Below are 25760 nucleotides of genomic sequence, written 5' to 3' on the forward strand. Positions count from 1 at the left end.
CGTTGTTCCCGGTCAGTGGAGGCGCATTATAGGGAGTTCTCGGCAGGCCGCAACCCCTAAATGCAAAAAACTTTTCAAGCGCGGATTTTTTCGGCAAAAGAGCGAAAAAGCGGCGAATTTATGTCACTTTTTCAGGCAAACAGCCATAAAAGCTGGCGATCACTGGAGTAAAATAGAAGAAACGAAGTCAGTAAGGATCCGCAGCCATGCCATTAAATGCACAACAACAGGCCGCCCAACGCAATCTTTCTTATCTGCTTGCAGAGAAACTCGGCCAACAAATTCTGGCAGGCGATTATCAGGCCGGCAGCATCCTGCCCGGTGAAATGGAACTGGGCGAGCAATTCGGCGTCAGCCGCACCGCGGTGCGCGAAGCGGTAAAGATGTTAGCCGCCAAAGGCATGTTGTTGCCGCGCCCGCGCATTGGCACCCGCGTGATGCCGCAAAGCCAATGGAATTTCCTCGATCAGGATTTACTGACCTGGTGGATGACGCGGGAAAACTTCGATCAGGTGATGCAACACTTCCTTATATTGCGCACTTCGTTGGAACCGCAGGCCTGCGCGTTGGCGGCAGACCACGCCAGCCCACAGCAAACCAAACTGCTGGCGGAACTGATGGCGGAGATGCGCGCGCTGCATACCCAGTTTGATCGCGAGCGCTGGATCCAGGTCGATACTCAATTCCACCAGCTCATCTACGAGGCCAGCGGCAATCCGTTCCTGACCTCGTTCGCTAACCTGTTCAGTTCGGTGTATCAGAGTTACTTCCGCGCCATCACCGGCAATGAAGTGATCAAGCTGCGCCACCATCAGGCTATCGTCGATGCGATACTCGCCGGAGACAGCGCAGGCGCCCTCGTCGCCTGCCAAGTTTTGCTGAAAGAGAAAGACTAGACACGCTCCCCGCTTATAGATAGAAGAAAGAGATGAGGGAGAGACGACCATTTAACCAGGACCGACCATGACCCAATCCGCGCGCAGTATGGCAGGACTCCCGTGGATCGCCGCAATGGCGTTCTTTATGCAGGCGCTGGACGCCACCATCCTCAACACGGCGCTGCCGGCGATCGCCCACAGCCTCGGGCACTCGCCGCTGGCGATGCAATCTGCCGTCATCAGCTATACGCTGACGGTGGCGATGCTAATCCCGGTCAGCGGTTGGCTGGCGGACCGCTTCGGCACCCGCCGCGTGTTCATCTTCGCCGTCACGTTATTCACCCTCGGTTCGCTGTTGTGCGCCCTCTCCCCCACGTTGAGCGTACTGGTTGCCTCTCGCGTGCTGCAGGGCATCGGCGGCGCGATGATGATGCCGGTCGCGCGACTGGCGCTGCTGCGCGCCTACCCGCGCAGCGAACTGCTGCCGGTGCTGAACTTCGTCACCATGCCCGGCCTTGTCGGGCCGATTCTGGGGCCGCTGCTGGGCGGCTGGCTGGTGACCTACGCCACTTGGCATTGGATTTTCCTGATCAATATCCCTATCGGCCTGCTCGGCATCTTCTATGCGCGCAAATACATGCCGGACTTCACCACGCCCAAGCGCCGCTTCGATTTTCTGGGTTTTATGCTGTTCGGGCTGAGCCTGGTGCTGATCTCCACCGGGCTGGAACTGTTTGGCGAGCGGGTGCTGGCGAGCTACGTTTCGCTGGGCATTCTGCTCAGCGGCTTCGTGATGCTGTTCGGCTACATCGCGCACGCCCGCCGTCATCCTCAGCCGCTGATCGGCCTCGACCTGTTCAAAACCCGCACCTTCTCGGTCGGCATCGCCGGCAACGTCGCATCCAGGTTGGGCACCGGCTGCGTGCCGTTTTTGATGCCGCTCATGCTGCAGGTGGGATTCGGCTACACGGCGATCGTCGCCGGCTGCATGATGGCGCCGACCGCCATCGGCTCGCTGATGGCGAAATCCACCGTCACTCAGGTGTTGCGCTGGTTCGGCTACCGTAAAACGCTGGTCGGCATCACCGTTATCATCGGAGCGCTGATCGCGCAGTTTGCCCTGCAGAGCCCAGGCATGCCGCTGTGGCTGATGATCCTGCCGCTGTTCGTACTGGGCATGGCGATGTCCACCCAGTTCACCGCCATGAATACCATCAGCCTGGCGGATTTGAACGACGCCAACGCCAGCGCCGGCAACAGCGTCCTGGCGGTCACCCAACAGCTGTCCATCAGTTTCGGCGTCGCGATCAGCGCGGCGGTGCTGCGTTTTTACGAATCCCTGTCGTTAGGCACTATGATCGACCACTTCCATTACACCTTTATCACCATGGGGATCGTCACCGTGGCGTCGGCGCTGGTATTTATGTTGCTGAGAAGGAAAGATGGCCGCAACTTGATCAGCGGCCAGGAAAGCAAGAAAGAAGCGAAGGCGGCCAGTTAACGGCGGCCCACCGAGGCGCGTTCCACCAGCTCGGGCGTCAACACCAGCACCTGGGGCGCGCGCTCCGGGTTTTGCAGGCGGTTGATCAGCGCATCGATCGCCAGCTCGCCCAGCGAATCCTTCGGTTGATGAATGGTGCTCAGCGGCGGCGCCAGATAACGCGCCAGTTCAATGTCATCGTACCCCATCACCGCCATATCCTGCGGCACGGAAAGCCCGGCCTGATACAGCGCCTGATAAACGCCTACCGCCACCGCGTCGTTGCCGGCGAACACCGCATGCGGCGGCTCTTCCAGCGCCAGCAGTTGGCGCATGGCGGTCACGCCGCCTTCAAACTCAAAGTCGCAATGCACTTCATACCCTGGCGGGATCGGTAATCCGGCGCGCCGCATCGCGTTGCGATAGCCTTCCAGCCGGTGACGGGCGGTGGTTTTGTCCTGCGGGCCGGCGATGCAGGCGATCTTGCGGTAGCCGCGAGCGATCAGATGATCGGTCGCCATCTCGCCGCCCAGCAGCGAGTTATCCTGAATAATGTCGTTCGCGCCCTCGAACGGCGCCCAGTCCATCATCACGATCGGCAATGACGGGTAGCGACTCAGGGCATCCTGAGATGGCCGGTGATTTTCGGTGCACATCAACAGCAAACCGTCGACGCGCTTTTGCAGCAGCGTCTCCATACTGCGGTTCATGCGCGCGGCGTCTTCTTCGGTATTGCACAGGATCAGGCTGTAGCCGCGTTCATAGCAGCTGCGCTCCACGCCGCGCACCACTTCAGCATAAAACGGGTTGTTGCTGGCGGTCACCAGCATGCCGATGGTGCGGGTCTGATTGAGCTTCAGGCTGCGCGCCAGCGCAGAAGGCGCATAGTTCAACTGTTCCACGGCCGCCATGACCTTGTCGCGCACGCTGTCGCTGACAAAGCGATTGTTGTTGACCACATGCGAAACGGTAGAGGTTGAAACGCCCGCCAGGCGGGCGACATCTTTCATGGTGGCCAAAGGATCACCCCTGTTGCTGCAAGAAGGCGTCGATCTCTTCGCGCCACGGCACCGAAGGCTGCGCGCCGGGGCGGGTGACGGCGATCGCCGCCGCCGCATGGGCGAAACGCACCGCGTCGGCCATGATCTTGCCTTCCAACAGGGCAGTGACCAGCGCGCCGTTAAAGGTATCGCCGGCGGCGATGGTATCCACCGCTTGCACTTTGAAGCCGGGCACCCGTTTGCCGTTGCCGTTTTCGCTCAGCCACACGCCGCGGCTGCCGAGGGTGATGATCACCGTCGCGATGCCTTTGTCGTGCAGCGCCTGCGCCGCGCGCGCCGCATCGGCGTCGCTGTCCACGGCGATGCCTGTCAGGCGCTGCGCTTCGGTTTCATTCGGGGTGATCATATCAATCACCCCCAGCAGCTCGTCCGGCAGCTCGCGCGCCGGGGCCGGGTTGAGGATCACCTGCGTTTGATGTTGCTTGGCCAAGCGGGCGGCGGCGATCACCGTCTCCAGCGGCGACTCCAACTGCATCAGCAGGGCGTCGGCGTCGATGACTTTTTGCCGGTAGCGCGCCAGGTAATCCGGCGTCACCGCGGCGTTGGCGCCGGCATTGATGCCGATCACGTTCTCGCCTTCGGCATTGACGAAGATCAGCGCCACGCCGGTGGTGCTGTCGGCGATGGCTTCAATCGGTTGGGTATCAATGCGATCGCTCGCCAGCTGCCGGCGGACACGCTCGCCGATATCGTCGGCGCCCACGCAGGCGATAAAGGCGATCTCCGCCCCACTGCGCCCGGCCGCCACCGCCTGATTCGCGCCCTTGCCGCCAAACGCCACCTTATACTGCTTCCCGATCACCGTTTCGCCCGGGTGGGGGAATTGTTCAATATTGAGGATATGGTCGGCATTGATGCTGCCCAGAACCACCAGCTTACCTGTTTCCATCGCATTGATTCCTGAATTGCGCGCCATCGTAAACGCCCCGTCCCGATGGCGCTGGTATGACTTACTGAGTGACCAGTTTCAAATCGACCGGAATGGTCGCCGGCACTTTTTCGCCTTTCAGCACTTTATCGGCGGTTTCCACGCCTATCACGCCGATCTGATCGGGACGCTGCGCCACGGTCGCCGCCAGCTTGCCGCCTTCAACCGCTTTCACGCCGTCGGCGGTGCCGTCGAAGCCTACCACGATCACGTCGGTTTTACCGGCGGTTTGCAGCGCACGCAGCGCGCCCAGCGCCATTTCATCGTTCTGGGCAAATACCGCCTGCACATCCGGGTGAGCGGTCAGCAGGTTCTGCATCACGTTCAGGCCCTTGGTGCGGTCGAAATCGGCCGGCTGGCTGGCCAGCAGCTTGAATTTATTCTGATCCAGCGACTGTTTAAAGCCTTCGCCGCGTTCCCGCGCGGCGGAGGTGCCGGCAATGCCTTCCAGCTGAATCACCTTGGCGTCGGCGCCCGCTTTCTTGGCGATGAAGTCGCCGGCCATTTTGCCGCCCACGCGGTTATCCGAAGCGATATGGCTCACCACTTCACCCTTGCTCGCCACGCGGTCCAGCGTGATGACCGGGATCTTAGCCTGGTTGGCCATCTTGATGGCGTTGCCCACCGCATCGGAGTCGGTCGGGTTAATCAACAGCAGCTTGGGCGCCCGCACCATCAGATCCTGCACGTTGGCCAGCTCTTTCGCCGGGTTGTTTTGGGAATCCAGCACCACCAGGTTATAACCCAGCTTGTTGGCCTCTTGCTGCGCCCCATCCTTCATTGAGACGAAGAACGGGTTGTTGAGGGTGGACACCACCAGCGCGATGGTGTCTTTGGCCATGGCATTGGCGCTCAGGGTGGCGCTCAACGCGATGGCGGAAGCTAAGGTTGCCAGTTTTTTCATTTTCATCATCGTGATTCCTGTAGGGGGAGGTTACTTGTTGCTTTTGTTATCTACCAGAACCGCCAGCAGTATCACCACTGCCTTCACGATCATTTGGTAGTAGGAAGAAACACCCAGTAAATTCAGGCCGTTGTTCAGAAAACCGAGGATCAGCGCCCCGATCAGCGTGCCGACGATGCGCCCCTTGCCGCCGGCCAGGCTGGTGCCGCCCAGCACCACGGCGGCGATGGCGTCCAGCTCATAGCCAGTGCCGGCGGTCGGCTGCGCCGACGAGAGGCGCGCCACTTCGATCACCCCCGCCAGCGCCGCCAGCAGGCCGCACAGCGAATAGACGATAATTTTCACTTTATCGACGCTGATACCGGACAGGCGTGTCGCCGCTTCATTGCCGCCCAGGGCATAAATATAGCGGCCCAGGCGCGTATGGTGCAGCATATACCAGGCGGCGATGAACACGATCGCCATGATCCAGATCGGCGTAGGCACACCCAGCGGACGGCCGATGCCGAACCAACCAAAGGTGTCGGCCACGTCGGTGAAACCGGTATTGATCGGGCTGCCGTTGGTGTACACCATGGTGACGCCGCGCAGCAGCAGCATCATCACCAGCGTAGCGATAAAGGCTTGCACCTTGCCTTTGGCGACGATCACCCCGGTGCAGGCGCCAATCGCGGCGCCCAGCGCCAAGGCCGCCGCCACCGCCACCAGCGCGTTGACTTCAAAGCCGACGATCGACGCCGCCACCGCGCCGGTCAGGGCCAGCAGCGATCCCACCGACAGATCGATGCCGGAAGTGAGGATCACCAGCGTCATCCCCACCGCCATGATGGCGTTGACCGAGGTCTGCTGCAGAATATTGAACAGGTTGTTCAGGGTGAAGAAGTTCGGGCTCATGGAAGAGACCACGGCGATCAGCACCAGCAGCGCAATCAACGACTTCTGCTCTAACAGCCATTCTTTACTGAACCAGCGCTTAGCTGCGATAGTCTGGGAACTCATATCTGATTACTCCTGCTTTACGCCGTATTGCTTGCCGACGGCTGCCGCCATCAACGCTTCCTGTGTGGCCTGTTCAATCGGGAACTCGCCGCTGAGATGCCCTTCGTGCATCACCAGAATGCGATCGCTCATGCCCATCACCTCCGGCATTTCCGAAGACACCAAAATGATGCTCAGCCCTTCCTGCTTGAACTGGTTGATTAACTGATAGATCTCTTTTTTCGCCCCGACATCGACGCCGCGCGTCGGCTCATCGAGGATCAGCACCTTCGGCCGGGTCATCAGACCGCGGGCGATCGCCACTTTCTGCTGATTGCCGCCGGAAAGCAGACCTATCGGCTGCTCCATCGACGGCGTTTTGATATTGAACAGGCGGATGAAGTCCCCCACCGCCTGCCGCTCGTCGGCCTGTTTCAGGCTGCCGTCGGCGCGGCTGAAGTAGCGCAGCGCGGTCAGAGACATGTTTTCCTTTACCGACATGCCCAGCACCAGGCCGTCACGCTTACGGTCTTCCGAGATATAGACGATGCCGTTCGCCAATCCATCCTGCGGCGAATGGGTGACTACCTCGCGGCCGTCGAGGTTGACGGTGCCGGCCTTGCGCGGCGCGGCGCCGTACAGAATCTTCATCAATTCGGTGCGCCCGGCGCCCATCAAGCCGGCCACGCCGAGGATCTCACCGCGATACAGCGTAAAGCTGACGTCTTCAACGCCGGGTCCGGAAAGATGACTGACTTCCAGCCGCTTTTCCCCGCGCGGTAAATCAAGGCGCGGGTATTGCTCTTCCAGCTTGCGACCGACCATCATTTCAATCAGCGAATCTTCCTGCAGCTCGCTCACCGGCCGCTCGGCGATGAACTGCCCGTCGCGAAATACCGTCACTTCGTCGCAGATTTCAAAGATCTCTTTCAGACGGTGCGAGATATAGACGATGCCGCGCCCTTCGGCCTTCAGCTCGTTGATCACCTTGAACAGCGAGGCGGTTTCGGTGTCGGTCAGCGCATCGGTCGGTTCGTCCATGATGATCACTTTCGATTCGAAGCTCAGCACCTTGGCAATCTCCACCATCTGCTGATCGCCAATCGACAGCTCGCCCACCAGCCGGTGGCTGCTGTAGCGCAGGTTGAGGCGCGCCAGCAAGCGATCGGCCTCGGCGTACATGCGCTTCCAGTCAATGCGGCCGAAACGGTTGACGAACTCGCGGCCGAGGAAGATGTTTTCCGCAATCGTCAGCTGCGGGATCAGGTTCAACTCCTGATGGATAATGCCGATGCCCGCTTCCTGCGAATCTTTAGGCCCGTTGAACGCCACCTCTTTACCGAGAAAATACTGACTGCCGGCGTCTTTCTGATAGATGCCGGTCAGCACTTTCATCATGGTGGACTTACCGGCGCCGTTTTCCCCCACCAGCGCCATCACCTTGCCGGGATAAACGCTGAGAGCGGCGCCGGAAAGCGCCTTCACGCCGGGAAAGGCTTTATCAATCCCTTTCAGTTGCAGTAAAGGTTGCATAAACGCCTCAGAAAGTTACGCCGGCGCACAGGATCACGTTCGCGTAAGGCGAACACTCCCCGCTGCGGATCACCGCCCGGCTGTGCTCGGTTTGCGCTTTAAACGCCTGATGGCTGATATAACGCACGCCGATGGTATTGCCCTGGCGTTGGCCCAGTGCGGTCAGTTCAGCCAACAATGCCTCGTGGAGCGACGGATTTTGTTTCACGATTTCTTCCGCCAGGATGGCGCTTTCTACCTGCATCTCTTGCGTGATCGCCGCGAACACCTGCATGAAGGTCGGCACGCCCTGCATCAGCGCCAGATCGATGCGCTGCGTCACCGCCGGTATCGGCAGGCCCGCGTCGCACAGGGTGAGCTGATCGGTATGCCCCAGCCGGGCAATCACGGCAGACACGTCGGAATTCAGTAATACGCCTTTTTTCATCTTCTCACTCCGCTAGCGAAACGTTTCGCTCTCTGGAGGAGTGTAAAAAAACGGCAGGGGAAGGCAACCCGGACAATGCAGAAGTGTGATCGTCATCGAAACGTTTCGTTCGCGCACGGAGAAAGCGCAAACAAAAGGGGCCCAGCCTAGCTGAGCCCCTGTCAGGCGGGTTAGATCTCGACCTGCGTGCCGAGCTCGATGACCCGGTTCGGCGGGATTTCGAACTGATCCGGCGCGCGCAGCGCATTGCGGCTCAGAGCAACGAACAGTTTGCCGCGCAGGTAGAGGTACCATGGCCGCTTGGTGAGGATCAGCGATTCATGGGACATGAAGAACGACGTCTCCGACATGCGGCACGGCAACCCTTCCAGCCCGCAGCGGTGGAACACTTCCTCCACATTCGGCGTTTCGCGCCAGCCGTAGCTGGCCACCACCCGCCAGAAGGTCGGCGACAGCTGTTCGATGGTCACCCGGCGCACGTTGTGCACGTAAGGCGCATCCTCGGTGCGCAGCGTCAGCAGCACCACGCGCTCGTGCAGCACCTTGTTGTGCTTCAGGTTGTGCAACAGCGCAAAAGGAATGACGTTGGTGGCGCGCGACAGGAAGACCGCGGTACCCGGCACCCGCACCGGCGGCGATTTCTCCAGCGAGGCGATCATCGCCTCCAGCGAGTTGCCGTGTTCGTGCAGGCGACGCAGCAGGCGGAAACGCTCGCTCTTCCAGGTGGTCATAATGATGAACATCACCAGCGCCAACGTCAGCGGCAGCCAACCGCCGGAGAACAGCTTCAGGGCGTTGGCGGAGAACATCGGCACGTCGATGATCAGCAAGATGGTTACGATGCCGATCGCCAGGAAGCGGTTCCAGTGCCAGTTATTAATCGCCACCGAAGTGACCAGTATGCTGGTCAGCACCATAGTGCCGGTAACGGCGATGCCGTACGCCGCCGCCAGGTTGCTGGAGTGTTCGAAGCCGATGATCACCAGCACCACCGAGATATACAGCGTCCAGTTGATCACCGGAATGTAGATCTGGCCGGATTCCATTTCCGAGGTGTGAATGATGCGCATCGGCGACAAATACCCCAGGCGCACCGCCTGGCGAGTCAGCGAGAAGACGCCGGAAATCACCGCCTGCGAGGCGATGACCGTTGCCAGGGTTGCCAGAATCAGCAGCGGGATCAGCGCCCAGTCGGGCGCCAGCAGGAAGAATGGGTTTTTGATCGCTTCAGGGTTTTTCAGCAGCAACGCCCCCTGGCCGAAGTAGTTGAGCACCAGCGAAGGCAGCACCACGGTGAACCAGGCCAGGCGGATCGGGAACTTGCCGAAGTGCCCCATGTCGGCATACAGCGCCTCAACGCCGGTGATCGACAGCACCACCGCCCCCAGCGCGAAGAACGACACCTTCTTATATTCCATAAAGAAGTTAAGCGCCCATTTGGGATTCAGCGCCTGCAGCACTTCCGGGTTCGAAATGATGCTGCGCGCGCCCAGCACCGCCAACACGATGAACCACAACAGCATTACCGGGGCGAACAGCTTGCCAACGCTGCCGGTGCCGTGTTTTTGGATAACGAACAGCAGGGTCAGCACCAGAATCGAGAGCGGCACGATATAGGCGTCGAGCGCGGGCGCGGCGATTTCCAACCCCTCTATCGCCGACATCACCGAGATCGCCGGGGTGATCACCACCTCGCCATAGAAGAAGCTGCCGCCGATCAGGCCCAGTATCACCAGCACTGCGGTGGTGCGCGCCGAGGTATTGCGCCCGGCCAGCGACATCAGCGTCAAAATGCCGCCTTCGCCGGCGTTGTCCGCCCGCATCACGTAGGTGAGATATTTGAGGGAAACGATCACGATCAGCATCCAGAAAATCAGCGACAGGAAGCCGAAAACCACGTCTGGACGAACATCGAAGCCGTAATGGCCGGAGAAACACTCTCTCAACGTATAGAGAGGACTGGTGCCGATATCACCGTAGACCACGCCGATGGCAGCCAGGGTTACCGCCGATAGGGACTGCTTATGCTCTGCGCTCATAATTCGTTTCTTTATCAGAACATCCGTTAGCGATGCATCCGCATCAGGCAAAATACGGGCTCAAAGATCCGTCACGCCCACCAGAAAGCCGCACAGTATGCACCATTTATACGGCTTGCCTACCCTTATATCAGAGCCGAAAAATAAACAAAATGTGAACCGGATATCCGACTCAACTGAGAAAATTTTTACTAATCAATAAGCTATACCATTAAAAATAATGGTGGTTTATCATCGAATTATCGACCAAGATTGGCTAACTCTCGGACAATACGACGATTATATGACGCCATCATCCCTTCTGGCAGAACGAATTTCCCGCCTCAGCAGCGCGCTGGAGAGCGGCCTTTATGAGCGGCAAGAGGCGATCCGCCTGTGCCTGCTGGCGGCGCTGAGCGGCGAAAGCGTATTCTTGCTCGGCCCGCCCGGCATCGCCAAGAGCCTGATCGCGCGCCGGCTGAAGTTTGCCTTCCGCAACGCCCGCTCTTTTGAATACCTGATGACGCGCTTTTCCACGCCGGAAGAGGTCTTCGGCCCGCTCTCGATTCAGGCGCTGAAAGATGAAGGGCGCTATCAACGCCTGACCGCCGGCTATCTGCCAGAAGCGGAGATCGTGTTTCTGGACGAGATCTGGAAGGCCGGCCCGGCGATCCTCAACACCCTGCTGACGGCGATCAATGAACGGCGCTTTCGCAACGGCAACAGCGAAGAACCGATCCCGCTGCGCCTGCTGGTCACCGCTTCCAACGAACTGCCCGAAGCGGACAACAGCCTCGAAGCCCTGTATGACCGCATGCTGATTCGCCTGTGGCTGGACAAGGTGCAGGATAAACAGAATTTCCGCTCGCTGCTGGTCAACCGCCAGAGCGAAAGCCAAAACCCGGTGCCGGCGGCGCTGAGCGTCAGCGACGAAGAGTTTCTGCAGTGGCAGCCGCAGATCGATAAGGTGGCGCTGCCGGAAGCCTGCTTTGAGCTGATTTTCCAGCTGCGCCAGCGGCTGGACGCGCTGGAACAGGCGCCGTACGTCTCCGATCGACGCTGGAAGAAAGCCCTGCGCCTGCTGCAGGCCTGCGCCTTCTTCAGCGGGCGCGACGCCATCGCCCCGCTCGATCTGATGCTGTTGAAAGACTGCCTGTGGCACGATCTCACCTCGCTGAAGCTGCTGCAACAGCAGATCGATCAACTGCTGACCGAATCGGCCTATCAGCAGCAGTCGATGTTGATCCAACTGCAACAGATCCATACCCGCTGGATGCAGGACCAGCAGCAACAAAGCGACCGACAGGCCATCAGCCTGGTGAAAAAAGGCGGGATGTTCAGCCGCAAACCGCAATACGCGCCGGCCACGCCGTTCGCCGGCGGCACCCTCACTCTGCTGCTGCAAAAACCGCTGCAGCTGCATGACATTCAGGTCAATCATCTGAGCATCGAAAGCAGCGCGCTGGACAACTGGCTGCAAAAAGGCGGCGACGTGCGCGCCAAGCTGAACGGCATCGGCTTCGCGCAGCCGATCGATTTGGACGTCGATGACCAACTGCACCTGACGGTGTTGGACGTCAGCCGCCAGCCGTCGCTGCTGGCGCTGCCGGGCAAACAGGCTACCGCTACGCCGCAGGCGCTGCTGGATGAAATGGACGCATTGGCCCAGCGCCTGGCGGAACAGCGCCGCGCCTTCAGCCAACATCAGCCCTGCCTGTTCACGTCCGCCGCCGGTCTGGCCAAGATCGAAGCCAGTTTGCTGCAGGTCGCGGAACAGGTTAAACAGCAACAGCAGCAAATGCGCGGCCAGTAACCATGCTCAGTCTGGAGACGCTCGATCTGCTGCTGGCGATCACCGAAGGCGAGATGATCGAGGAGATGATCGTCGGCATGCTGGCCGCGCCGCAGCTGTCGGTATTCTTTAAAAAGTTTCCGGCCCTACGGCGGGCGCTGGATCGCGATCTGCCGCGCTGGAAGCTGCAGCTAAAGGAGCGTTTGCAGGAGGCCATGGTGCCGCCGGCGCTGGCGCAGGAATTTTACCGCTACCAACAGTGCCAGCTGGAGAACAATACCCAGTTCTATCACAACCTCAACGACACGATGGAGCTGCTGCGCCAGCTGGTTTCCCCGTTTTATGAACAGGCGCGCGCGCTGGTGGACGCCGCCGATCTGCCCAATCATCCGTTGGACGACAGTTTTCAAACGCTGTTTCTGCAGCGCTGGCGCATCAGCCTGACGCTACAGGCCACCATGTTGCACCACCAGCTGCTGGAACAAGAGCGTGAGCAGCTGATGGCGGAACTGCAGGAACGCCTGGCGCTGAGCGGCGCGCTGGAACCGCTGCTGTCGGAAAACGACACCGCCGCCGGCAGGCTGTGGGACATGAGCAAAGGCCAGCTGCAGCGCGGCGATTACCAGCGGCTGGTGGAGTACGGCAACTTTTGCAGCAGCAGCCGGAGCTGAAAAAGCTGGCGCAGCAGCTGGGCCGCAGCTATCAGGCCAAGGCGGTGCCGCAGCAGGACGCGCAGCCGGAGCCGTTCAGGGTCATGGTGCAGGTGCCGGCCACGCTGCCGGAAGAAGTGAGCGGCATTCATCAAAGCGACGACATTCTGCGCCTGCTGCCGCCGGAGCTGGCGACGCTGGGGATTGAAGAGCTGGAATTCGAGTTTTATCGCCGCCTGCTGGAAAAGCGACTGCTGAGCTACCGCCTGCAGGGCGACGTCTGGCAGGAACAGATCCTGATCCGTCAGGTCATCCACCAGCAGCAGGATCAGCAGCCGCGCGGGCCGTTTATCGTCTGCGTGGACACCTCAGGATCGATGGGCGGCTTCAACGAACAATGTGCCAAGGCGTTCTGTCTGGCGCTGCTGCGCATTGCGCTGGCGGACAACCGCCGCTGCTACATCATGCTGTTCGCCAACCAGATCGTACATTACGAACTCACCGCCGCCAGCGGCATTGAGCAGGCGGTGCGTTTTCTCGGCCAGCAGTTTCGCGGCGGCACCGATCTGGCGGCCTGCCTGAACGCCACCGTCACCAAAATGGCGGAGAGCGGCTGGTTCGATGCCGATGCGGTGATCATTTCTGATTTTATCGCCCAGCGGTTGCCTGAGGAGGTAATAAAGAAGGTGAAACAGCAGCAGCAAAGCCACCAGCAGCGTTTCCACGCGGTGGCGATGTCCGCCTACGGCAAACCCGGCATCATGCGCATCTTCGATCACATCTGGCGCTTCGATACCGGGTTGAAAAGCCGGTTGATGCGCCGCTGGCGGCGCTAGGCAGAATCAGAGCAGGCCTTCAACCGCGCCGCGCACTTCCGGTGACCACACGCCGCACTGCACCTGGCCGATATGCGACAGCTGCAACAGCAACATCACCAAACGCGACTGACCGATGCCGCCGCCGATGGTCTGCGGCATATCGCCGCGCAGCAACGACTGATGCCATTCCAGCTTCATGCGATCTTCATCGCCGGTCAGCGCCAGCTGATGTTTCAGCGCCGCGGCGTCGACGCGGATGCCCATGGAAGAAAGCTCGAAAGCGTCCTGCAGCACCGGGTTCCACACCACGATATCGCCGTTCAGGCCCGCCAGGCCATCCGCCGTCGGCGTGGTCCAATCATCATAATCCGGCGCACGCACATCGTGCGATTTGCCGTGCGACAGCTTGCCGCCGATGCCGATCAGGAACACCGCGCCCAATTCTTTGGCGATCGCCCGCTCACGCCCTTTGGCGTCCAGATCCGGATAGCGCTGCAGCAGGGTTTCGCTGTGCACGAAGTGGATCTGTTCCGGCAGGAACGGGGTCAGGCCATGCTCACGGCTGACTTCCGCTTCCGTCGCCTTGATCGCGGCGTAAATGCTGCGCACTGTACTTTTCAGATAGTCCAGACCGCGCTCACCGTCGCCCATCACCCGCTCCCAGTCCCACTGATCGACGTACACCGAGTGGATTGGCGTCAGGCGGTCTTCATCCGGGCGCAGCGCCTTCATATGGGTATACAGGCCTTCGCCGGCACCGAAATCGTAGCTGCCCAGGGTTTTGCGTTTCCATTTCGCCAGTGAGTGCACCACTTCGAAGGTGGCGTCCGGCAAAGTTTTGACTTTGACCTGCACCGCTTTCTCGCTGCCGGAGAGGTTATCCTGCGTGCCGTCGCCCAGGCGGCTAAGGATCGGGGCCTGCACTTCGATCAGACCGAGCTGCTGTTCCAGCTGGCGGGAGAAGAAGGATTTGACCTGGCTGATTTGTTGTTGTTTTTGGATAAACTGTTTTTTCATTGCCGTATCTCTTGTAAACCTGTCTCTGTTGCCATCGATTAAGCAACAAAACGATACGCTAATTCAATATCCGTTAATCAATATTGCCTTTTCACTTTTAATCGTTCATTTTTACCCGGACTGAATTCAACAATCGTTAATTAATGGGGGATTAAATGGCGGAAATTTATCAGATCGATAATCTCGATCGCGGCATCCTCAACGCCCTGATGGACAATGCGCGCACACCGTACGCCGAACTGGCGAAAAATTTCGCCGTCAGCCCCGGCACCATTCACGTGCGGGTGGAGAAGATGAAACAGGCCGGGATCATCACCGGCGCGCGTATCGACGTCAGCCCCAAACAGCTGGGCTACGACGTGTGCTGCTTTATCGGCATCATATTAAAGAGCGCCAAGGACTACCCTTCGGCACTGAAGAAGCTGGAAAGCCTGGAAGAAGTGGTGGAAGCCTATTACACCACCGGCCACTACAGCGTCTTTATTAAAGTGATGTGCCGCTCGATCGACGCGTTGCAACAGGTACTTATCAACAAGATCCAGACCATCGACGAGATCCAGTCCACCGAAACGCTGATCTCGCTGCAGAACCCCATTATGCGCACCATCGTGCCGTAACCCGCCAAATTGCATACCCACATTATCCACAGGTAGATCCCAGCCGATTCACAGCGTACAATGCAGCCACTTTGAGTGAGAAGGTTGGGATCGTTGGTTCATGGCAGACATTACTCTGATCAGTGGCAGTACGCTTGGCAGCGCCGAATACGTGGCTGAACATTTGGCTGAAAAGCTGGAAGACGCCGGTTTCTCTACCGAGATGCTGCACGGCCCTGAACTGGATGAACTGCCGTTGAACGGCCGCTGGCTGGTGGTCTCTTCCACGCACGGTGCCGGCGAACTACCGGATAACCTTCAGCCGCTGTTGGAACAGATCGCTGAGCAGCAGCCGGATCTTTCCGAGGTGCAGTTCGGCGCCGTCGGTTTAGGCAGTTCGGAATATGACACCTTCTGCGGTGCGATCAAACAGATCGACGATCTATTGATCGCCAGAGGCGCTAAAAGGATCGGCGATCGTCTCGAGATCGACGTGACCGAGCATGAAATTCCCGAGGATCCGGCCGAGGAATGGGTAAAAAACTGGATTAATTTACTCTAATTCGTCTAAAGATCGCGCGAACGATTGTGGATAACTAAGCTTAAAAGCAGGGTAAAAGCCGTAGTTATCCCAATAACAACCGTAGTGCGCTTTTTGTCCTGTGCATAACAAGCCTTTTAGATCCCAGCTTATCTGCGTCGGGATCACCGATCATTCACAGCAAACGATCCTCCTTAATCTGCTGATCTTCATCGTGAATAGTCACTTATCCACAGAGGATCGCGATCCTAATAAGAGATCTAATAAAGAGATCTTTAAATAAAAAAGATCTTCTTTTAATTACCGACGATCCTGACCACTTGGTCGATCGTCTAAACTTGAGTAGAATCCCCGACCCCAGGGCAAATACGATCGTTCGCAATACGGCGAGGTGCAGTTCCATGTTTTATCCAGATCAATTTGACGTCATCATCATCGGTGGTGGCCATGCAGGTACCGAGGCCGCCATGGCCGCGGCGCGCATGGGACGTCAGACTTTATTATTGACACACAATATCGACACGCTGGGACAGATGTCCTGTAACCCGGCGATTGGCGGTATTGGTAAAGGGCATCTGGTTAAGGAAATTGATGCGCTCGGCGGCCTGATGGCGACAGCGATCGACCATGCCGGCATCCAGTTTAGGATACTAAACGCCAGCAAAGGCCCTGCCGTTCGCGCCACTCGCGCTCAGGCGGATCGCGTGTTGTATCGCCAGGCTATCCGTACCGCGTTGGAGAACCAGCCCAATCTGATGATCTTCCAACAGCCGGTTGAGGATCTGATCGTCGAAAACGATCGCGTCGTGGGCGCCGTCACCCAAATGGGCCTGAAATTCCGCGCCAAAGCGGTGGTATTGACCGTAGGCACCTTCCTGGACGGCAAGATCCATATCGGCCTGGAAAATTACAGCGGCGGCCGCGCCGGGGATCCGCCTTCGATCTCGCTGTCTCAGCGTTTGCGTGAACTGCCGCTGCGCGTCAACCGCTTGAAAACCGGGACACCGCCACGCATCGACGCCCGCACTATCGATTTCAGCGTACTGGCGCCGCAACACGGCGATACGCCGGTGCCGGTATTCTCGTTCCTGGGCGATGCCAGCCAGCATCCGGAACAAATGGCGTGCTATATCACCCATACCAATGAAAAAACCCATGACGTGATCCGCAATAACCTCGATCGCAGCCCGATGTATGCCGGGATCATCGAAGGGATCGGCCCACGTTACTGCCCGTCGATCGAAGACAAGGTCATGCGTTTTGCCGATCGCAACGCGCACCAGATCTTCCTCGAGCCGGAAGGGCTGACCAGCAATGAGATTTACCCTAACGGGATCTCCACCAGCCTGCCGTTCGACGTGCAGATGCAGATCGTCCGTTCGATGGAAGGGATGCAAAACGCGCGTATTATTCGCCCTGGTTATGCTATCGAGTACGATTTCTTCGATCCGCGCGACCTGAAACCGACGCTGGAAAGCAAATTCATTCAGGGGCTGTTCTTTGCCGGCCAGATCAACGGCACCACCGGGTATGAAGAAGCCGCCGCACAGGGGCTGCTGGCCGGTCTGAACGCCGGTCGCTTCGCTGCCGAACAAGAAGGCTGGGCGCCACGTCGCGATCAGGCTTATCTCGGCGTGCTGGTGGACGACCTCAGCACCCTCGGCACCAAAGAACCGTACCGCATGTTTACCTCACGCGCCGAGTATCGTCTGATGCTGCGCGAAGACAACGCCGATCTCCGCCTGACGGAAAAAGGCCGTGAACTCGGCCTGGTGGACGACGTGCGTTGGGCGCGCTACAGCGAGAAGCTGGAGCGGATCGAACGTGAACGTCAGCGCCTGCGCGACATCTGGATGCACCCGCACGCCGAGAACGTCGAACAGGTCAATGCGTTGCTGAAAGCGCCGCTGTCACGCGAAGCAAACGGCGAAGAGCTGCTGCGCCGTCCGGAAATGGACTACGCGCAATTGACCGCCACCGAGGCCTTCGCGCCGCCGTTGGACGATGTACAAGCCGCCGAGCAGGTTGAGATCCAGGTCAAATACGAAGGCTACATCGCTCGTCAGCAGGAAGAGATCGAAAAACAGCAGCGCAACGAGAACACCGTGTTGCCGTTGGATCTCGACTACCGTCAGGTTTCGGGGTTGTCGAACGAAGTGATCGCCAAACTGAACGATCACAAACCGAACTCCATCGGCCAGGCTTCACGCATCTCCGGCATTACGCCGGCGGCGATCTCGATTTTGCTGATTTGGCTGAAAAAGCAGGGGCTGCTGCGCCGCAGCGCATAAATCCCGCATCCAGGCGGCCGTTTGCTCAACCCGTAGCCAAACGGCCGCTGACATCACCTGCGCGCTGAATTATCATAGGCGCCTCATTGCGCCAGCTAACCATCCGCTGGTCGTTCAGCGCCTGCCAGAGGATCCGTTGTGCAAAAAAAATTAGACTCGCTGCTCGCGGCAGCAGGCATTGAGCTGCCCGATCAGCAGAAACAGCAGCTGCTGGGCTATGTCGGCATGCTGGATAAGTGGAACAAGGCTTATAACCTCACGTCGGTGCGCGATCCGCAGCAAATGCTGGTGCGCCACATCCTCGACAGCATCGTGGTCAACCCGCATCTGCAGGGATCGCGTTTTATCGATGTCGGCACCGGCCCCGGTTTACCGGGCATTCCGCTGGCGATCGTGCGTCCGGATGCGCATTTCACGCTGCTCGACAGCCTGGGCAAGCGCGTGCGTTTCCTGCGCCAGGTGCAGCATGAACTGGGCCTGAACAATATCGAGCCGGTTCAGAGCCGCGTTGAAGCGTTTCCGGCCGAGCCGCCGTTCGACGGCGTGATCAGCCGGGCGTTCGCTTCGCTGCAGGATATGCTGTCCTGGTGCCATCACCTGCCGGCGAAAGGGCAGGGGCGTTTTTACGCATTGAAAGGCATGCGCCCGGATGAAGAATTGGCACACCTGCCGGAGGGCGTTAGCCTGGAGTCTATCGTGCGGTTGCAGGTGCCTGAACTGGAAGGAGAACGCCATCTGGTGGTGCTTAAGGCAAACTGAGTTTGTTTTTGATCAAACAAGCGTGAATTAACGGTAGTACGGCGTGTAAAGGTAAGCATGCTAATTAGTTGGTCGCTTTTTTTAGTTAATTTACTTTCTATTAACACAAAAAACGCGGCTAATTAGCGACAATAGAGTAATTGCAATTAGAAATAGTCACGTTAGCAATCATGTGCGAAAGATTGACCTTTGCTGCTAATGTTAATTGGCTGTTGGAATATTGCCCCGTTGCTTGTCAATAAAAGGTTTTCATCGGGTATACGGATTGTTTTTGAACAGTTAACTGATAATGTTTTGATTTATATAATCTTTTGATCGCTCAAATTGCTAAAGACGGTTTGATTGTCCATCGGCTATAAATCAGTGAAGGGCATTATTGTGATCGGCTTCGCGTTTCTAAACGCAACGCTGGAATAATCAGACAATTAAATGCGCCCTATTATTCCGACCGTTTTCTTGTGAAAATAGGCTGGAATAGGGAAATTTAAATAATTGTTCACCTTTTCGCTACTTATCGATTGAATTCGTTGGTATGCCCCGTATAATTTGCTCGTTTTTTGCTGCTTGACTCAGGACAGCAAAAACAGTTGTATACGTCACTCAGCATACCCCCTCTGGGGTACGGAGAGAACAAACGTCATGTCTGTGTCCCTATACAGCGGGAAAGTCGCACGCAAACTGCTGTTTTTGCAGTTAATGACTTTTGTTCTGATCAGCGTTGCTTTCTGGCTGAAAAGCCCGGAATGGAGCGCTTCGGCGTTGGCAGGCGGTCTCGCCGCCTGGTTGCCGAGTGCAATGTTTATGCTGTTTGCCTTGCGCCATCAGGCGCAAACGCCGGCGCCCGGTAGGGTTGCCTGGTCGTTCGCCATCGGCGAGGGGCTAAAGGTCGTGATCACCATCGTTTTGCTGATCGTGGCGCTGGGGGTGTTCAAGGCGGAGTTTATACCGCTTGGCCTGACCTATTTAGCGGTGTTAGTGGTGCAGATAGTGGCACCGGCCGTGATTAACAGTTACCGAACTTAACTAAATAAGGGTAAGAGGCATCATGTCTGCAGGAGAAGTCTTGACTCCACAGGAGTATATCGGTCACCACCTGACGCAGCTTCAGGTCGGGACTGGGTTCTGGTCGATCAACATCGACTCGATGTTTTTCTCCGTCGTCCTCGGGGCGCTTTTCCTGGTGATCTTCCGCAAAGTGGCCAAAAACGCCACCAGCGGCGTGCCGGGTAAACTGCAAACCGCCGTGGAGCTGGTAGTCGGTTTCGTCGACAGCAGCGTGCGCGACATGTACCACGGCAAGAGCAAGGTGATTGCGCCGCTGGCGCTGACCGTGTTCGTCTGGGTGTTCCTGATGAACCTGATGGACTTGCTGCCCATCGACTTCCTGCCTTACGTTGGCGAACACATCCTCGGCCTGCCTGCGCTGCGCGTAGTGCCTACCGCCGATGTGAACGTCACGCTGTCGATGGCGCTGGGCGTGTTTATCCTGATTCTGTTCTATAGCATCAAAATGAAAGGCGTTGGCGGGTTCGTTAAAGAGTTGACCATGCAGCCGTTCAACCACCCTGTATTCATTCCTATCAACCTGATTCTTGAAGGTGTCAGCCTGCTGTCCAAACCTGTTTCACTGGGTCTGCGACTGTTCGGCAACATGTATGCGGGTGAGTTGATCTTCATCCTGATTGCCGGCCTGTTGCCGTGGTGGTCACAGTGGGTCCTGAGCTTGCCTTGGGCTATCTTCCACATCCTGATCATTACGCTTCAAGCCTTTATTTTCATGGTTCTGACGATCGTCTATCTGTCGATGGCATCTGAAGAGCACTGATTTTCTTAAAACACTTGCACTTTTAAACTGAAACAAACTGGAGACTGTCATGGAAAACCTGAGTATGGATCTGCTGTACATGGCTGCCGCTGTGATGATGGGTTTAGCGGCAATCGGTGCTGCGATCGGTATCGGCATCCTGGGTGGTAAATTCTTGGAAGGCGCTGCTCGTCAGCCTGACCTGATTCCTCTGCTGCGTACACAGTTCTTTATCGTTATGGGTCTGGTCGACGCCATCCCGATGATCGCTGTAGGTCTGGGTCTGTACGTGATGTTCGCCGTCGCGTAAGTAGAGCAACCCTCTACGACGTAACCAAACTATTAACTTTTAAAGAGGCATTGTGCTGTGAATCTTAACGCAACAATCCTCGGCCAGGCCATCGCGTTCGTTCTGTTTGTCTGGTTCTGCATGAAGTACGTATGGCCGCCGATCATGGCTGCCATCGAGAAACGTCAGAAAGAAATCGCTGACGGCCTCGCTTCTGCAGAGCGTGCCAAAAAAGATCTGGACTTAGCGCAAGCCAATGCGACCGACCAGCTGAAAACTGCCAAAGCAGAAGCTCAGGTGATCATCGAGCAAGCGAACAAACGCAAAGCTCAGATCATGGATGAAGCGAAAGCCGAAGCCGAGCAGGAACGTAACAAAATCGTGGCGCAGGCTCAGGCTGAGATCGAAGCCGAACGTAAGCGCGCTCGTGAAGAGTTGCGTAAGCAAGTCGCGATGCTGGCAATTGCCGGCGCCGAGAAGATCATCGAACGTTCCGTGGATGAAGCTGCTAACAGCGACATCGTTGATAAACTGGTCGCTGAACTGTAAGGAGGGAGGGGCTGATGTCTGAATTTGTAACTGTAGCTCGCCCCTACGCCAAAGCAGCTTTTGACTTTGCCGTTGAGCACCAAAGCGTAGAGCGCTGGCAGGACATGCTGGCGTTTGCGGCTGAAGTCACTCGCAATGAACAGATTTCTGAACTGCTGTCTGGCGCGGTTGCGCCAGAAACACTGTCCAAGACGTTCATCGCGGTTTGTGGCGATCGGCTCGACGAACATGGCCAGAACTTTATCCGTGTAATGGCCGAAAATGGACGTTTACTGGTTCTTCCTGCCGTGCTGCAGCAGTTCATCGAACTGCGCGCCTCGCTGGAATCCACCGTCGAAGTCGAAGTGCTCTCTGCGAGTGCGCTGAGCGACGAACAGCAGGCGAAAATCGCCGCTGCGATGGAAAAACGTCTGTCACGCAAAGTTAAGCTGAATTGCAAAATTGACAAGTCTGTACTGGCCGGCATCGTTGTTCGCGCCGGCGATATGGTGATTGATGGCAGCGTTCGCGGTCGTCTTGAACGCCTGACAGACGTCTTGCAGTCTTAAGGGGACTGGAGCATGCAACTGAATTCCACCGAAATCAGCGAACTGATCAAGCAGCGCATTGCTCAGTTCAATGTAGTGAGCGAAGCTCACAATGAAGGTACTATCGTTTCCGTCAGCGACGGGATCATCCGCGTACACGGCCTGGCCGAAGTTATGCAGGGCGAAATGATCGCGCTGCCTGGCAACCGTTACGCAATCGCATTGAACCTGGAGCGCGACTCCGTTGGTGCCGTGGTCATGGGTCCGTACGCGGATCTGGCCGAAGGCATGAAGGTTAAATGCACCGGCCGTATCCTGGAAGTTCCAGTCGGTCGTGGTCTGCTGGGCCGCGTCGTTAACACCCTGGGCGCGCCAATCGACGGCAAAGGCCCGATTGAAAACGACGGTTTCTCTCCGGTAGAAGCTATCGCCCCAGGCGTTATCGAGCGTCAGTCCGTTGATCAGCCGGTTCAGACTGGCTACAAATCCGTTGACGCCATGATTCCAATCGGCCGCGGCCAGCGTGAGCTGGTGATCGGTGACCGTCAGACCGGTAAAACCGCGCTGGCGATCGATGCGATCATCAACCAACGCGACTCCGGCATCAAATGCGTTTACGTGGCTATCGGCCAGAAAGCGTCCACCATCGCTAACGTGGTGCGCAAACTGGAAGAGCACGGCGCACTGGCCAACACCATCGTGGTGGTGGCGACCGCTTCCGAATCCGCTGCACTGCAATACCTGGCGCCATACGCCGGTTGCGCAATGGGCGAATACTTCCGTGACCGCGGTGAAGATGCGCTGATCGTGTACGATGACCTGTCCAAACAGGCCGTTGCTTACCGCCAGATTTCCCTGCTGCTTCGTCGTCCGCCAGGTCGTGAAGCTTACCCAGGCGACGTATTCTACCTGCACTCCCGCTTGCTGGAGCGTGCAGCGCGCGTTAACGCCGAGTACGTTGAAGCCTTCACCAAAGGTGAAGTTAAAGGTAAAACCGGTTCACTGACCGCTCTGCCGATCATTGAAACCCAGGCGGGTGACGTTTCCGCGTTCGTTCCGACCAACGTAATCTCGATTACCGATGGTCAGATCTTCCTGGAATCCAACCTGTTCAACTCCGGTATTCGTCCGGCAGTTAACCCGGGTATCTCCGTATCCCGTGTTGGTGGCGCCGCGCAGACCAAGATCATGAAGAAACTGTCCGGTGGTATCCGTACCGCGCTGGCGCAGTATCGTGAACTGGCTGCGTTCTCCCAGTTCGCCTCCGATCTGGACGACGCGACCCGCAAACAGCTGAGCCACGGTCAGAAAGTGACCGAGCTGCTGAAACAGAAACAGTATGCGCCGATGTCGGTTGCACAACAGTCTCTGGTGCTGTTTGCCGCAGAACGCGGTTACCTGAACGACGTCGAAGTCGCCAAAGTGGTGAGCTTCGAAGCCGCGCTGGTGGCCTATGCGGACCGCGAGCACGCCGAACTGCTGAACCACATCAACCAAACTGGCAACTTCAATGATGAGATCGAGGGCAAGTTGAAAGACGTCCTCGAGACCTTCAAGAAAACCCAGTCCTGGTAACGCCGAACGGTCCTGCTGTTGAAAGACAGCAGGCCGTCTGGCACTGAGGAGAAGCAGAGATGGCCGGCGCAAAAGAGATACGTAGTAAGATCGCTAGCGTGCAAAACACGCAAAAGATCACTAAAGCGATGGAAATGGTCGCCGCCTCCAAAATGCGTAAATCGCAGGATCGCATGGCGGCCAGCCGTCCTTATGCAGAGACCATGCGCAAAGTGATTGGTCACCTTGCGTTAGGGAATCTGGAGTACAAGCACCCGTACCTGGATGAGCGTGACGTTAAGCGCGTTGGGTATCTGGTGGTGTCTACTGACCGTGGTCTCTGCGGCGGCTTGAACATCAACCTGTTCAAAAAGCTGCTGGCGGAGATGAAAGCCTGGTCCGAAAAAGGCGTCGAAACCGATTTGGCGCTGATTGGCTCTAAAGCGGCCTCTTTCTTTGGTTCCGTGGGCGGCAACGTGGTTGCCCAGGTGACCGGCATGGGGGATAAACCTTCCCTGTCGGATCTGATCGGGCCGGTGAAAGTGATGCTGCAGGCCTACGACGAAGGTCGTTTGGACAAGCTGTACATTGTCAGCAACAAATTTGTTAATACGATGTCCCAAGAGCCGCAGGTGCTTCAGCTGCTGCCGTTACCGCCAGCCGATGACGAAGAGCTGAAGAAAACGCCTTGGGATTACCTGTATGAACCGGATCCAAAAGTGCTGCTTGATACCTTGCTGCGCCGCTATGTGGAGTCGCAGGTTTATCAGGGCGTCGTGGAAAACCTGGCCAGCGAGCAGGCCGCACGAATGGTCGCGATGAAAGCCGCAACCGATAACGGCGGTAGCCTGATCAAAGAGCTGCAGTTGGTATACAACAAGGCGCGTCAGGCCAGCATCACTCAGGAACTCACCGAGATCGTTTCGGGAGCCTCCGCGGTTTAAGCTAGGTTTACGAATTACGTAGAGGATTCAAGATGGCTACTGGAAAGATTATCCAGGTAATCGGCGCCGTGGTGGACGTCGAGTTCCCTCAGGATGCCGTACCAAAAGTGTACGACGCCCTTGAGGTAGAAAACGGCACCGAAAAACTGGTGTTGGAAGTTCAGCAACAGCTGGGCGGTGGCGTGGTTCGCTGTATCGCAATGGGGACCTCCGACGGTCTGCGTCGCGGTCTGAAAGTGAACAACCTGGACCACCCGATTGAAGTGCCGGTGGGTAAAGCTACCCTGGGTCGTATCATGAACGTATTGGGTCAACCCATCGACATGAAAGGCGACATCGGCGAAGAAGAGCGTTGGGCGATTCACCGCGCGGCGCCAAGCTACGAAGAGCTGTCCAGCTCCCAGGAACTGCTGGAAACCGGTATCAAGGTAATGGACCTGATTTGTCCATTCGCCAAGGGCGGTAAAGTCGGTCTGTTCGGCGGTGCGGGCGTAGGTAAAACCGTAAACATGATGGAGCTGATCCGTAACATCGCGATCGAGCACTCCGGTTATTCCGTGTTTGCGGGCGTGGGCGAGCGTACTCGTGAGGGTAACGACTTCTACCACGAAATGACCGACTCCAACGTTCTGGACAAAGTATCCCTGGTTTACGGCCAGATGAACGAGCCACCAGGTAACCGTCTGCGCGTTGCGCTGACCGGTCTGACCATGGCGGAGAAATTCCGTGACGAAGGCCGTGACGTTCTGCTGTTCGTTGACAACATCTACCGTTATACCCTGGCCGGTACCGAAGTGTCCGCACTTCTGGGCCGTATGCCATCCGCGGTAGGTTATCAGCCGACGCTGGCGGAAGAGATGGGCGTTCTGCAAGAACGTATCACCTCGACCAAGACCGGTTCCATCACTTCCGTACAGGCCGTTTACGTTCCTGCGGATGACTTGACTGACCCGTCTCCAGCCACCACCTTTGCGCACTTGGACGCAACCGTGGTACTGAGCCGTAACATCGCTTCTCTGGGTATCTACCCGGCCGTTGACCCGCTGGATTCCACCAGCCGTCAGCTGGATCCGCTGGTCGTTGGCCAGGAGCACTACGACGTAGCGCGTGGCGTGCAGTCCATTCTGCAACGCTACCAGGAACTGAAAGATATCATCGCGATCCTGGGTATGGACGAGCTGTCTGAAGAAGACAAACTGGTCGTATCCCGTGCGCGTAAGATCCAACGCTTCCTGTCTCAGCCGTTCTTCGTGGCAGAAGTCTTCACCGGTTCTCCGGGCAAGTTCGTATCGCTGAAAGACACCATCCGTGGTTTCAAAGGCATTATGGACGGCGACTATGACCACCTGCCGGAGCAGGCGTTCTACATGGTTGGCACCATTGAAGAAGCAGTGGAAAAAGCCAAGAAACTGTAACGCCTTG

23 protein-coding genes and 1 pseudogene are annotated in these 25760 nt (G+C 57.7%); 16 read left to right on the top strand and 8 right to left on the bottom strand.

Annotated elements, in window-relative coordinates; all coding sequences use genetic code 11:
* The first annotated feature begins 206 nt into the window (after positions 1-206).
* Together ITX55_RS21875 and mdtD are read left to right on the top strand one after the other, a co-directional pair.
* Positions 207-896, top strand: a complete 690-nt coding sequence (locus ITX55_RS21875) for a FadR/GntR family transcriptional regulator (RefSeq protein WP_033652336.1) — start codon at positions 207-209, stop codon at positions 894-896.
* Between the two features lie 67 nt (positions 897-963).
* Positions 964-2379 carry a multidrug transporter subunit MdtD gene (mdtD, locus tag ITX55_RS21880; protein WP_033645165.1) on the top strand — a complete coding sequence of 472 codons (1416 nt, stop codon included), beginning with the start codon at positions 964-966 and terminating at the stop codon, positions 2377-2379.
* On the opposite strand, the gene rbsR is transcribed toward mdtD, so the two are convergent.
* The 7 genes from rbsR to kup all read right to left on the bottom strand — a co-directional run bounded on the left by rbsR (position 2376) and on the right by kup (position 10228).
* Positions 2376-3377, bottom strand: coding sequence for a ribose operon transcriptional repressor RbsR (gene rbsR / locus ITX55_RS21885; RefSeq protein WP_042785608.1), 1002 nt, complete (start codon positions 3375-3377; stop codon positions 2376-2378). The two genes, mdtD and rbsR, sit on opposite strands and share 4 nt — an antisense overlap.
* 4 nt (positions 3378-3381) lie before the next feature.
* Entirely contained in the window at positions 3382-4308 is a 927-nt protein-coding gene (rbsK, locus tag ITX55_RS21890; protein WP_108682221.1) for a ribokinase, read from the bottom strand.
* A gap of 61 nt (positions 4309-4369) precedes the next feature.
* Positions 4370-5257, bottom strand: a complete 888-nt coding sequence (gene rbsB, locus ITX55_RS21895; RefSeq protein ID WP_028128068.1) for a ribose ABC transporter substrate-binding protein RbsB — start codon at positions 5255-5257, stop codon at positions 4370-4372.
* Between the two features lie 24 nt (positions 5258-5281).
* Positions 5282-6250, bottom strand: a complete 969-nt coding sequence (gene rbsC, locus ITX55_RS21900; RefSeq protein ID WP_033652333.1) for a ribose ABC transporter permease — start codon at positions 6248-6250, stop codon at positions 5282-5284.
* A 6-nt stretch (positions 6251-6256) separates the two neighbouring features.
* The gene (rbsA, locus tag ITX55_RS21905; RefSeq protein ID WP_108682223.1) at positions 6257-7762 is read right to left on the bottom strand and encodes a ribose ABC transporter ATP-binding protein RbsA; all 1506 of its coding nucleotides are present in this window, start codon (positions 7760-7762) and stop codon (positions 6257-6259) included.
* 7 nt (positions 7763-7769) lie between these two features.
* Complete coding sequence (rbsD, locus tag ITX55_RS21910; RefSeq protein WP_197756149.1) at positions 7770-8189, bottom strand: D-ribose pyranase; 420 nt, start codon at positions 8187-8189, stop codon at positions 7770-7772.
* A 170-nt stretch (positions 8190-8359) separates the two neighbouring features.
* Positions 8360-10228 carry a low affinity potassium transporter Kup gene (gene kup / locus ITX55_RS21915; RefSeq protein ID WP_015379467.1) on the bottom strand — a complete coding sequence of 623 codons (1869 nt, stop codon included), beginning with the start codon at positions 10226-10228 and terminating at the stop codon, positions 8360-8362.
* 283 nt (positions 10229-10511) lie between these two features.
* Here kup and ravA point away from each other — a divergent pair, with 283 nt between their 5' ends.
* A complete protein-coding gene (gene ravA / locus ITX55_RS21920) occupies positions 10512-12020 on the top strand; it encodes an ATPase RavA (protein WP_094141657.1) in 1509 nt (502 codons plus the stop codon).
* 2 nt (positions 12021-12022) lie between these two features.
* Positions 12023-13485, top strand: a pseudogene (viaA, locus tag ITX55_RS21925) (ATPase RavA stimulator ViaA).
* Positions 13486-13491: 6 nt separating this feature from the next.
* On the opposite strand, the gene asnA reads toward viaA, so the two are convergent.
* Positions 13492-14484 carry an aspartate--ammonia ligase gene (gene asnA / locus ITX55_RS21930; protein ID WP_033645159.1) on the bottom strand — a complete coding sequence of 331 codons (993 nt, stop codon included), beginning with the start codon at positions 14482-14484 and terminating at the stop codon, positions 13492-13494.
* A gap of 155 nt (positions 14485-14639) precedes the next feature.
* Here asnA and asnC point away from each other — a divergent pair, with 155 nt between their 5' ends.
* The 12 genes from asnC (at position 14640) to atpD (ending at position 25753) form a co-directional block, all read left to right on the top strand.
* The gene (asnC, locus tag ITX55_RS21935) at positions 14640-15101 is read left to right on the top strand and encodes a transcriptional regulator AsnC (protein ID WP_004933786.1); all 462 of its coding nucleotides are present in this window, start codon (positions 14640-14642) and stop codon (positions 15099-15101) included.
* A gap of 100 nt (positions 15102-15201) precedes the next feature.
* The gene (gene mioC / locus ITX55_RS21940; RefSeq protein WP_015379470.1) at positions 15202-15642 is read left to right on the top strand and encodes an FMN-binding protein MioC; all 441 of its coding nucleotides are present in this window, start codon (positions 15202-15204) and stop codon (positions 15640-15642) included.
* A 380-nt stretch (positions 15643-16022) separates the two neighbouring features.
* Positions 16023-17912, top strand: a complete 1890-nt coding sequence (gene mnmG / locus ITX55_RS21945; protein ID WP_033645158.1) for a tRNA uridine-5-carboxymethylaminomethyl(34) synthesis enzyme MnmG — start codon at positions 16023-16025, stop codon at positions 17910-17912.
* A gap of 138 nt (positions 17913-18050) precedes the next feature.
* Complete coding sequence (gene rsmG, locus ITX55_RS21950; protein WP_060660120.1) at positions 18051-18671, top strand: 16S rRNA (guanine(527)-N(7))-methyltransferase RsmG; 621 nt, start codon at positions 18051-18053, stop codon at positions 18669-18671.
* Between the two features lie 639 nt (positions 18672-19310).
* On the top strand, positions 19311-19694 hold the full coding sequence (atpI, locus tag ITX55_RS21955; RefSeq protein WP_004933796.1) for a F0F1 ATP synthase subunit I: 384 nt from the start codon (positions 19311-19313) through the stop codon (positions 19692-19694).
* 22 nt (positions 19695-19716) lie between these two features.
* Positions 19717-20496 carry a F0F1 ATP synthase subunit A gene (gene atpB / locus ITX55_RS21960; protein WP_015376132.1) on the top strand — a complete coding sequence of 260 codons (780 nt, stop codon included), beginning with the start codon at positions 19717-19719 and terminating at the stop codon, positions 20494-20496.
* A gap of 49 nt (positions 20497-20545) precedes the next feature.
* Positions 20546-20785 carry a F0F1 ATP synthase subunit C gene (gene atpE, locus ITX55_RS21965; protein WP_004093904.1) on the top strand — a complete coding sequence of 80 codons (240 nt, stop codon included), beginning with the start codon at positions 20546-20548 and terminating at the stop codon, positions 20783-20785.
* 57 nt (positions 20786-20842) lie between these two features.
* Positions 20843-21313 (top strand): F0F1 ATP synthase subunit B, encoded by a 471-nt coding sequence (gene atpF / locus ITX55_RS21970; protein WP_004933804.1) that lies wholly within the window; start codon positions 20843-20845, stop codon positions 21311-21313.
* Between the two features lie 14 nt (positions 21314-21327).
* A complete protein-coding gene (gene atpH / locus ITX55_RS21975; RefSeq protein ID WP_025160298.1) occupies positions 21328-21861 on the top strand; it encodes a F0F1 ATP synthase subunit delta in 534 nt (177 codons plus the stop codon).
* Positions 21862-21873: 12 nt separating this feature from the next.
* Positions 21874-23415 carry a F0F1 ATP synthase subunit alpha gene (atpA, locus tag ITX55_RS21980; protein WP_033652328.1) on the top strand — a complete coding sequence of 514 codons (1542 nt, stop codon included), beginning with the start codon at positions 21874-21876 and terminating at the stop codon, positions 23413-23415.
* A 59-nt stretch (positions 23416-23474) separates the two neighbouring features.
* The gene (atpG, locus tag ITX55_RS21985) at positions 23475-24338 is read left to right on the top strand and encodes a F0F1 ATP synthase subunit gamma (protein ID WP_004933811.1); all 864 of its coding nucleotides are present in this window, start codon (positions 23475-23477) and stop codon (positions 24336-24338) included.
* Positions 24339-24370: 32 nt separating this feature from the next.
* Positions 24371-25753, top strand: a complete 1383-nt coding sequence (atpD, locus tag ITX55_RS21990; RefSeq protein ID WP_004933813.1) for a F0F1 ATP synthase subunit beta — start codon at positions 24371-24373, stop codon at positions 25751-25753.
* Positions 25754-25760: the final 7 nt, after the last annotated feature.

It is taken from the genome of Serratia sp. EWG9 (assembly GCF_019913725.1).
Lineage (GTDB): Bacteria > Pseudomonadota > Gammaproteobacteria > Enterobacterales > Enterobacteriaceae > Serratia > Serratia ureilytica.

What these genes read in the sequence shown, in the direction of transcription:
- ITX55_RS21875 (WP_033652336.1), top strand. Translation starts at nt 207, where the DNA reads ATGCCATTAAATGCACAACAACAGGCCGCCCAACGCAATCTTTCTTAT.
- mdtD (WP_033645165.1), top strand. Translation starts at nt 964, where the DNA reads ATGACCCAATCCGCGCGCAGTATGGCAGGACTCCCGTGGATCGCCGCA.
- rbsK (WP_108682221.1), bottom strand. Translation starts at nt 4,308, where the DNA reads ATGGAAACAGGTAAGCTGGTGGTTCTGGGCAGCATCAATGCCGACCAT.
- rbsB (WP_028128068.1), bottom strand. Translation starts at nt 5,257, where the DNA reads ATGAAAATGAAAAAACTGGCAACCTTAGCTTCCGCCATCGCGTTGAGC.
- rbsC (WP_033652333.1), bottom strand. Translation starts at nt 6,250, where the DNA reads ATGAGTTCCCAGACTATCGCAGCTAAGCGCTGGTTCAGTAAAGAATGG.
- rbsA (WP_108682223.1), bottom strand. Translation starts at nt 7,762, where the DNA reads ATGCAACCTTTACTGCAACTGAAAGGGATTGATAAAGCCTTTCCCGGC.
- rbsD (WP_197756149.1), bottom strand. Translation starts at nt 8,189, where the DNA reads ATGAAAAAAGGCGTATTACTGAATTCCGACGTGTCTGCCGTGATTGCC.
- kup (WP_015379467.1), bottom strand. Translation starts at nt 10,228, where the DNA reads ATGAGCGCAGAGCATAAGCAGTCCCTATCGGCGGTAACCCTGGCTGCC.
- ravA (WP_094141657.1), top strand. Translation starts at nt 10,512, where the DNA reads ATGACGCCATCATCCCTTCTGGCAGAACGAATTTCCCGCCTCAGCAGC.
- asnA (WP_033645159.1), bottom strand. Translation starts at nt 14,484, where the DNA reads ATGAAAAAACAGTTTATCCAAAAACAACAACAAATCAGCCAGGTCAAA.
- asnC (WP_004933786.1), top strand. Translation starts at nt 14,640, where the DNA reads ATGGCGGAAATTTATCAGATCGATAATCTCGATCGCGGCATCCTCAAC.
- mioC (WP_015379470.1), top strand. Translation starts at nt 15,202, where the DNA reads ATGGCAGACATTACTCTGATCAGTGGCAGTACGCTTGGCAGCGCCGAA.
- mnmG (WP_033645158.1), top strand. Translation starts at nt 16,023, where the DNA reads ATGTTTTATCCAGATCAATTTGACGTCATCATCATCGGTGGTGGCCAT.
- atpI (WP_004933796.1), top strand. Translation starts at nt 19,311, where the DNA reads ATGTCTGTGTCCCTATACAGCGGGAAAGTCGCACGCAAACTGCTGTTT.
- atpB (WP_015376132.1), top strand. Translation starts at nt 19,717, where the DNA reads ATGTCTGCAGGAGAAGTCTTGACTCCACAGGAGTATATCGGTCACCAC.
- atpE (WP_004093904.1), top strand. Translation starts at nt 20,546, where the DNA reads ATGGAAAACCTGAGTATGGATCTGCTGTACATGGCTGCCGCTGTGATG.
- atpH (WP_025160298.1), top strand. Translation starts at nt 21,328, where the DNA reads ATGTCTGAATTTGTAACTGTAGCTCGCCCCTACGCCAAAGCAGCTTTT.
- atpA (WP_033652328.1), top strand. Translation starts at nt 21,874, where the DNA reads ATGCAACTGAATTCCACCGAAATCAGCGAACTGATCAAGCAGCGCATT.
- atpG (WP_004933811.1), top strand. Translation starts at nt 23,475, where the DNA reads ATGGCCGGCGCAAAAGAGATACGTAGTAAGATCGCTAGCGTGCAAAAC.
- atpD (WP_004933813.1), top strand. Translation starts at nt 24,371, where the DNA reads ATGGCTACTGGAAAGATTATCCAGGTAATCGGCGCCGTGGTGGACGTC.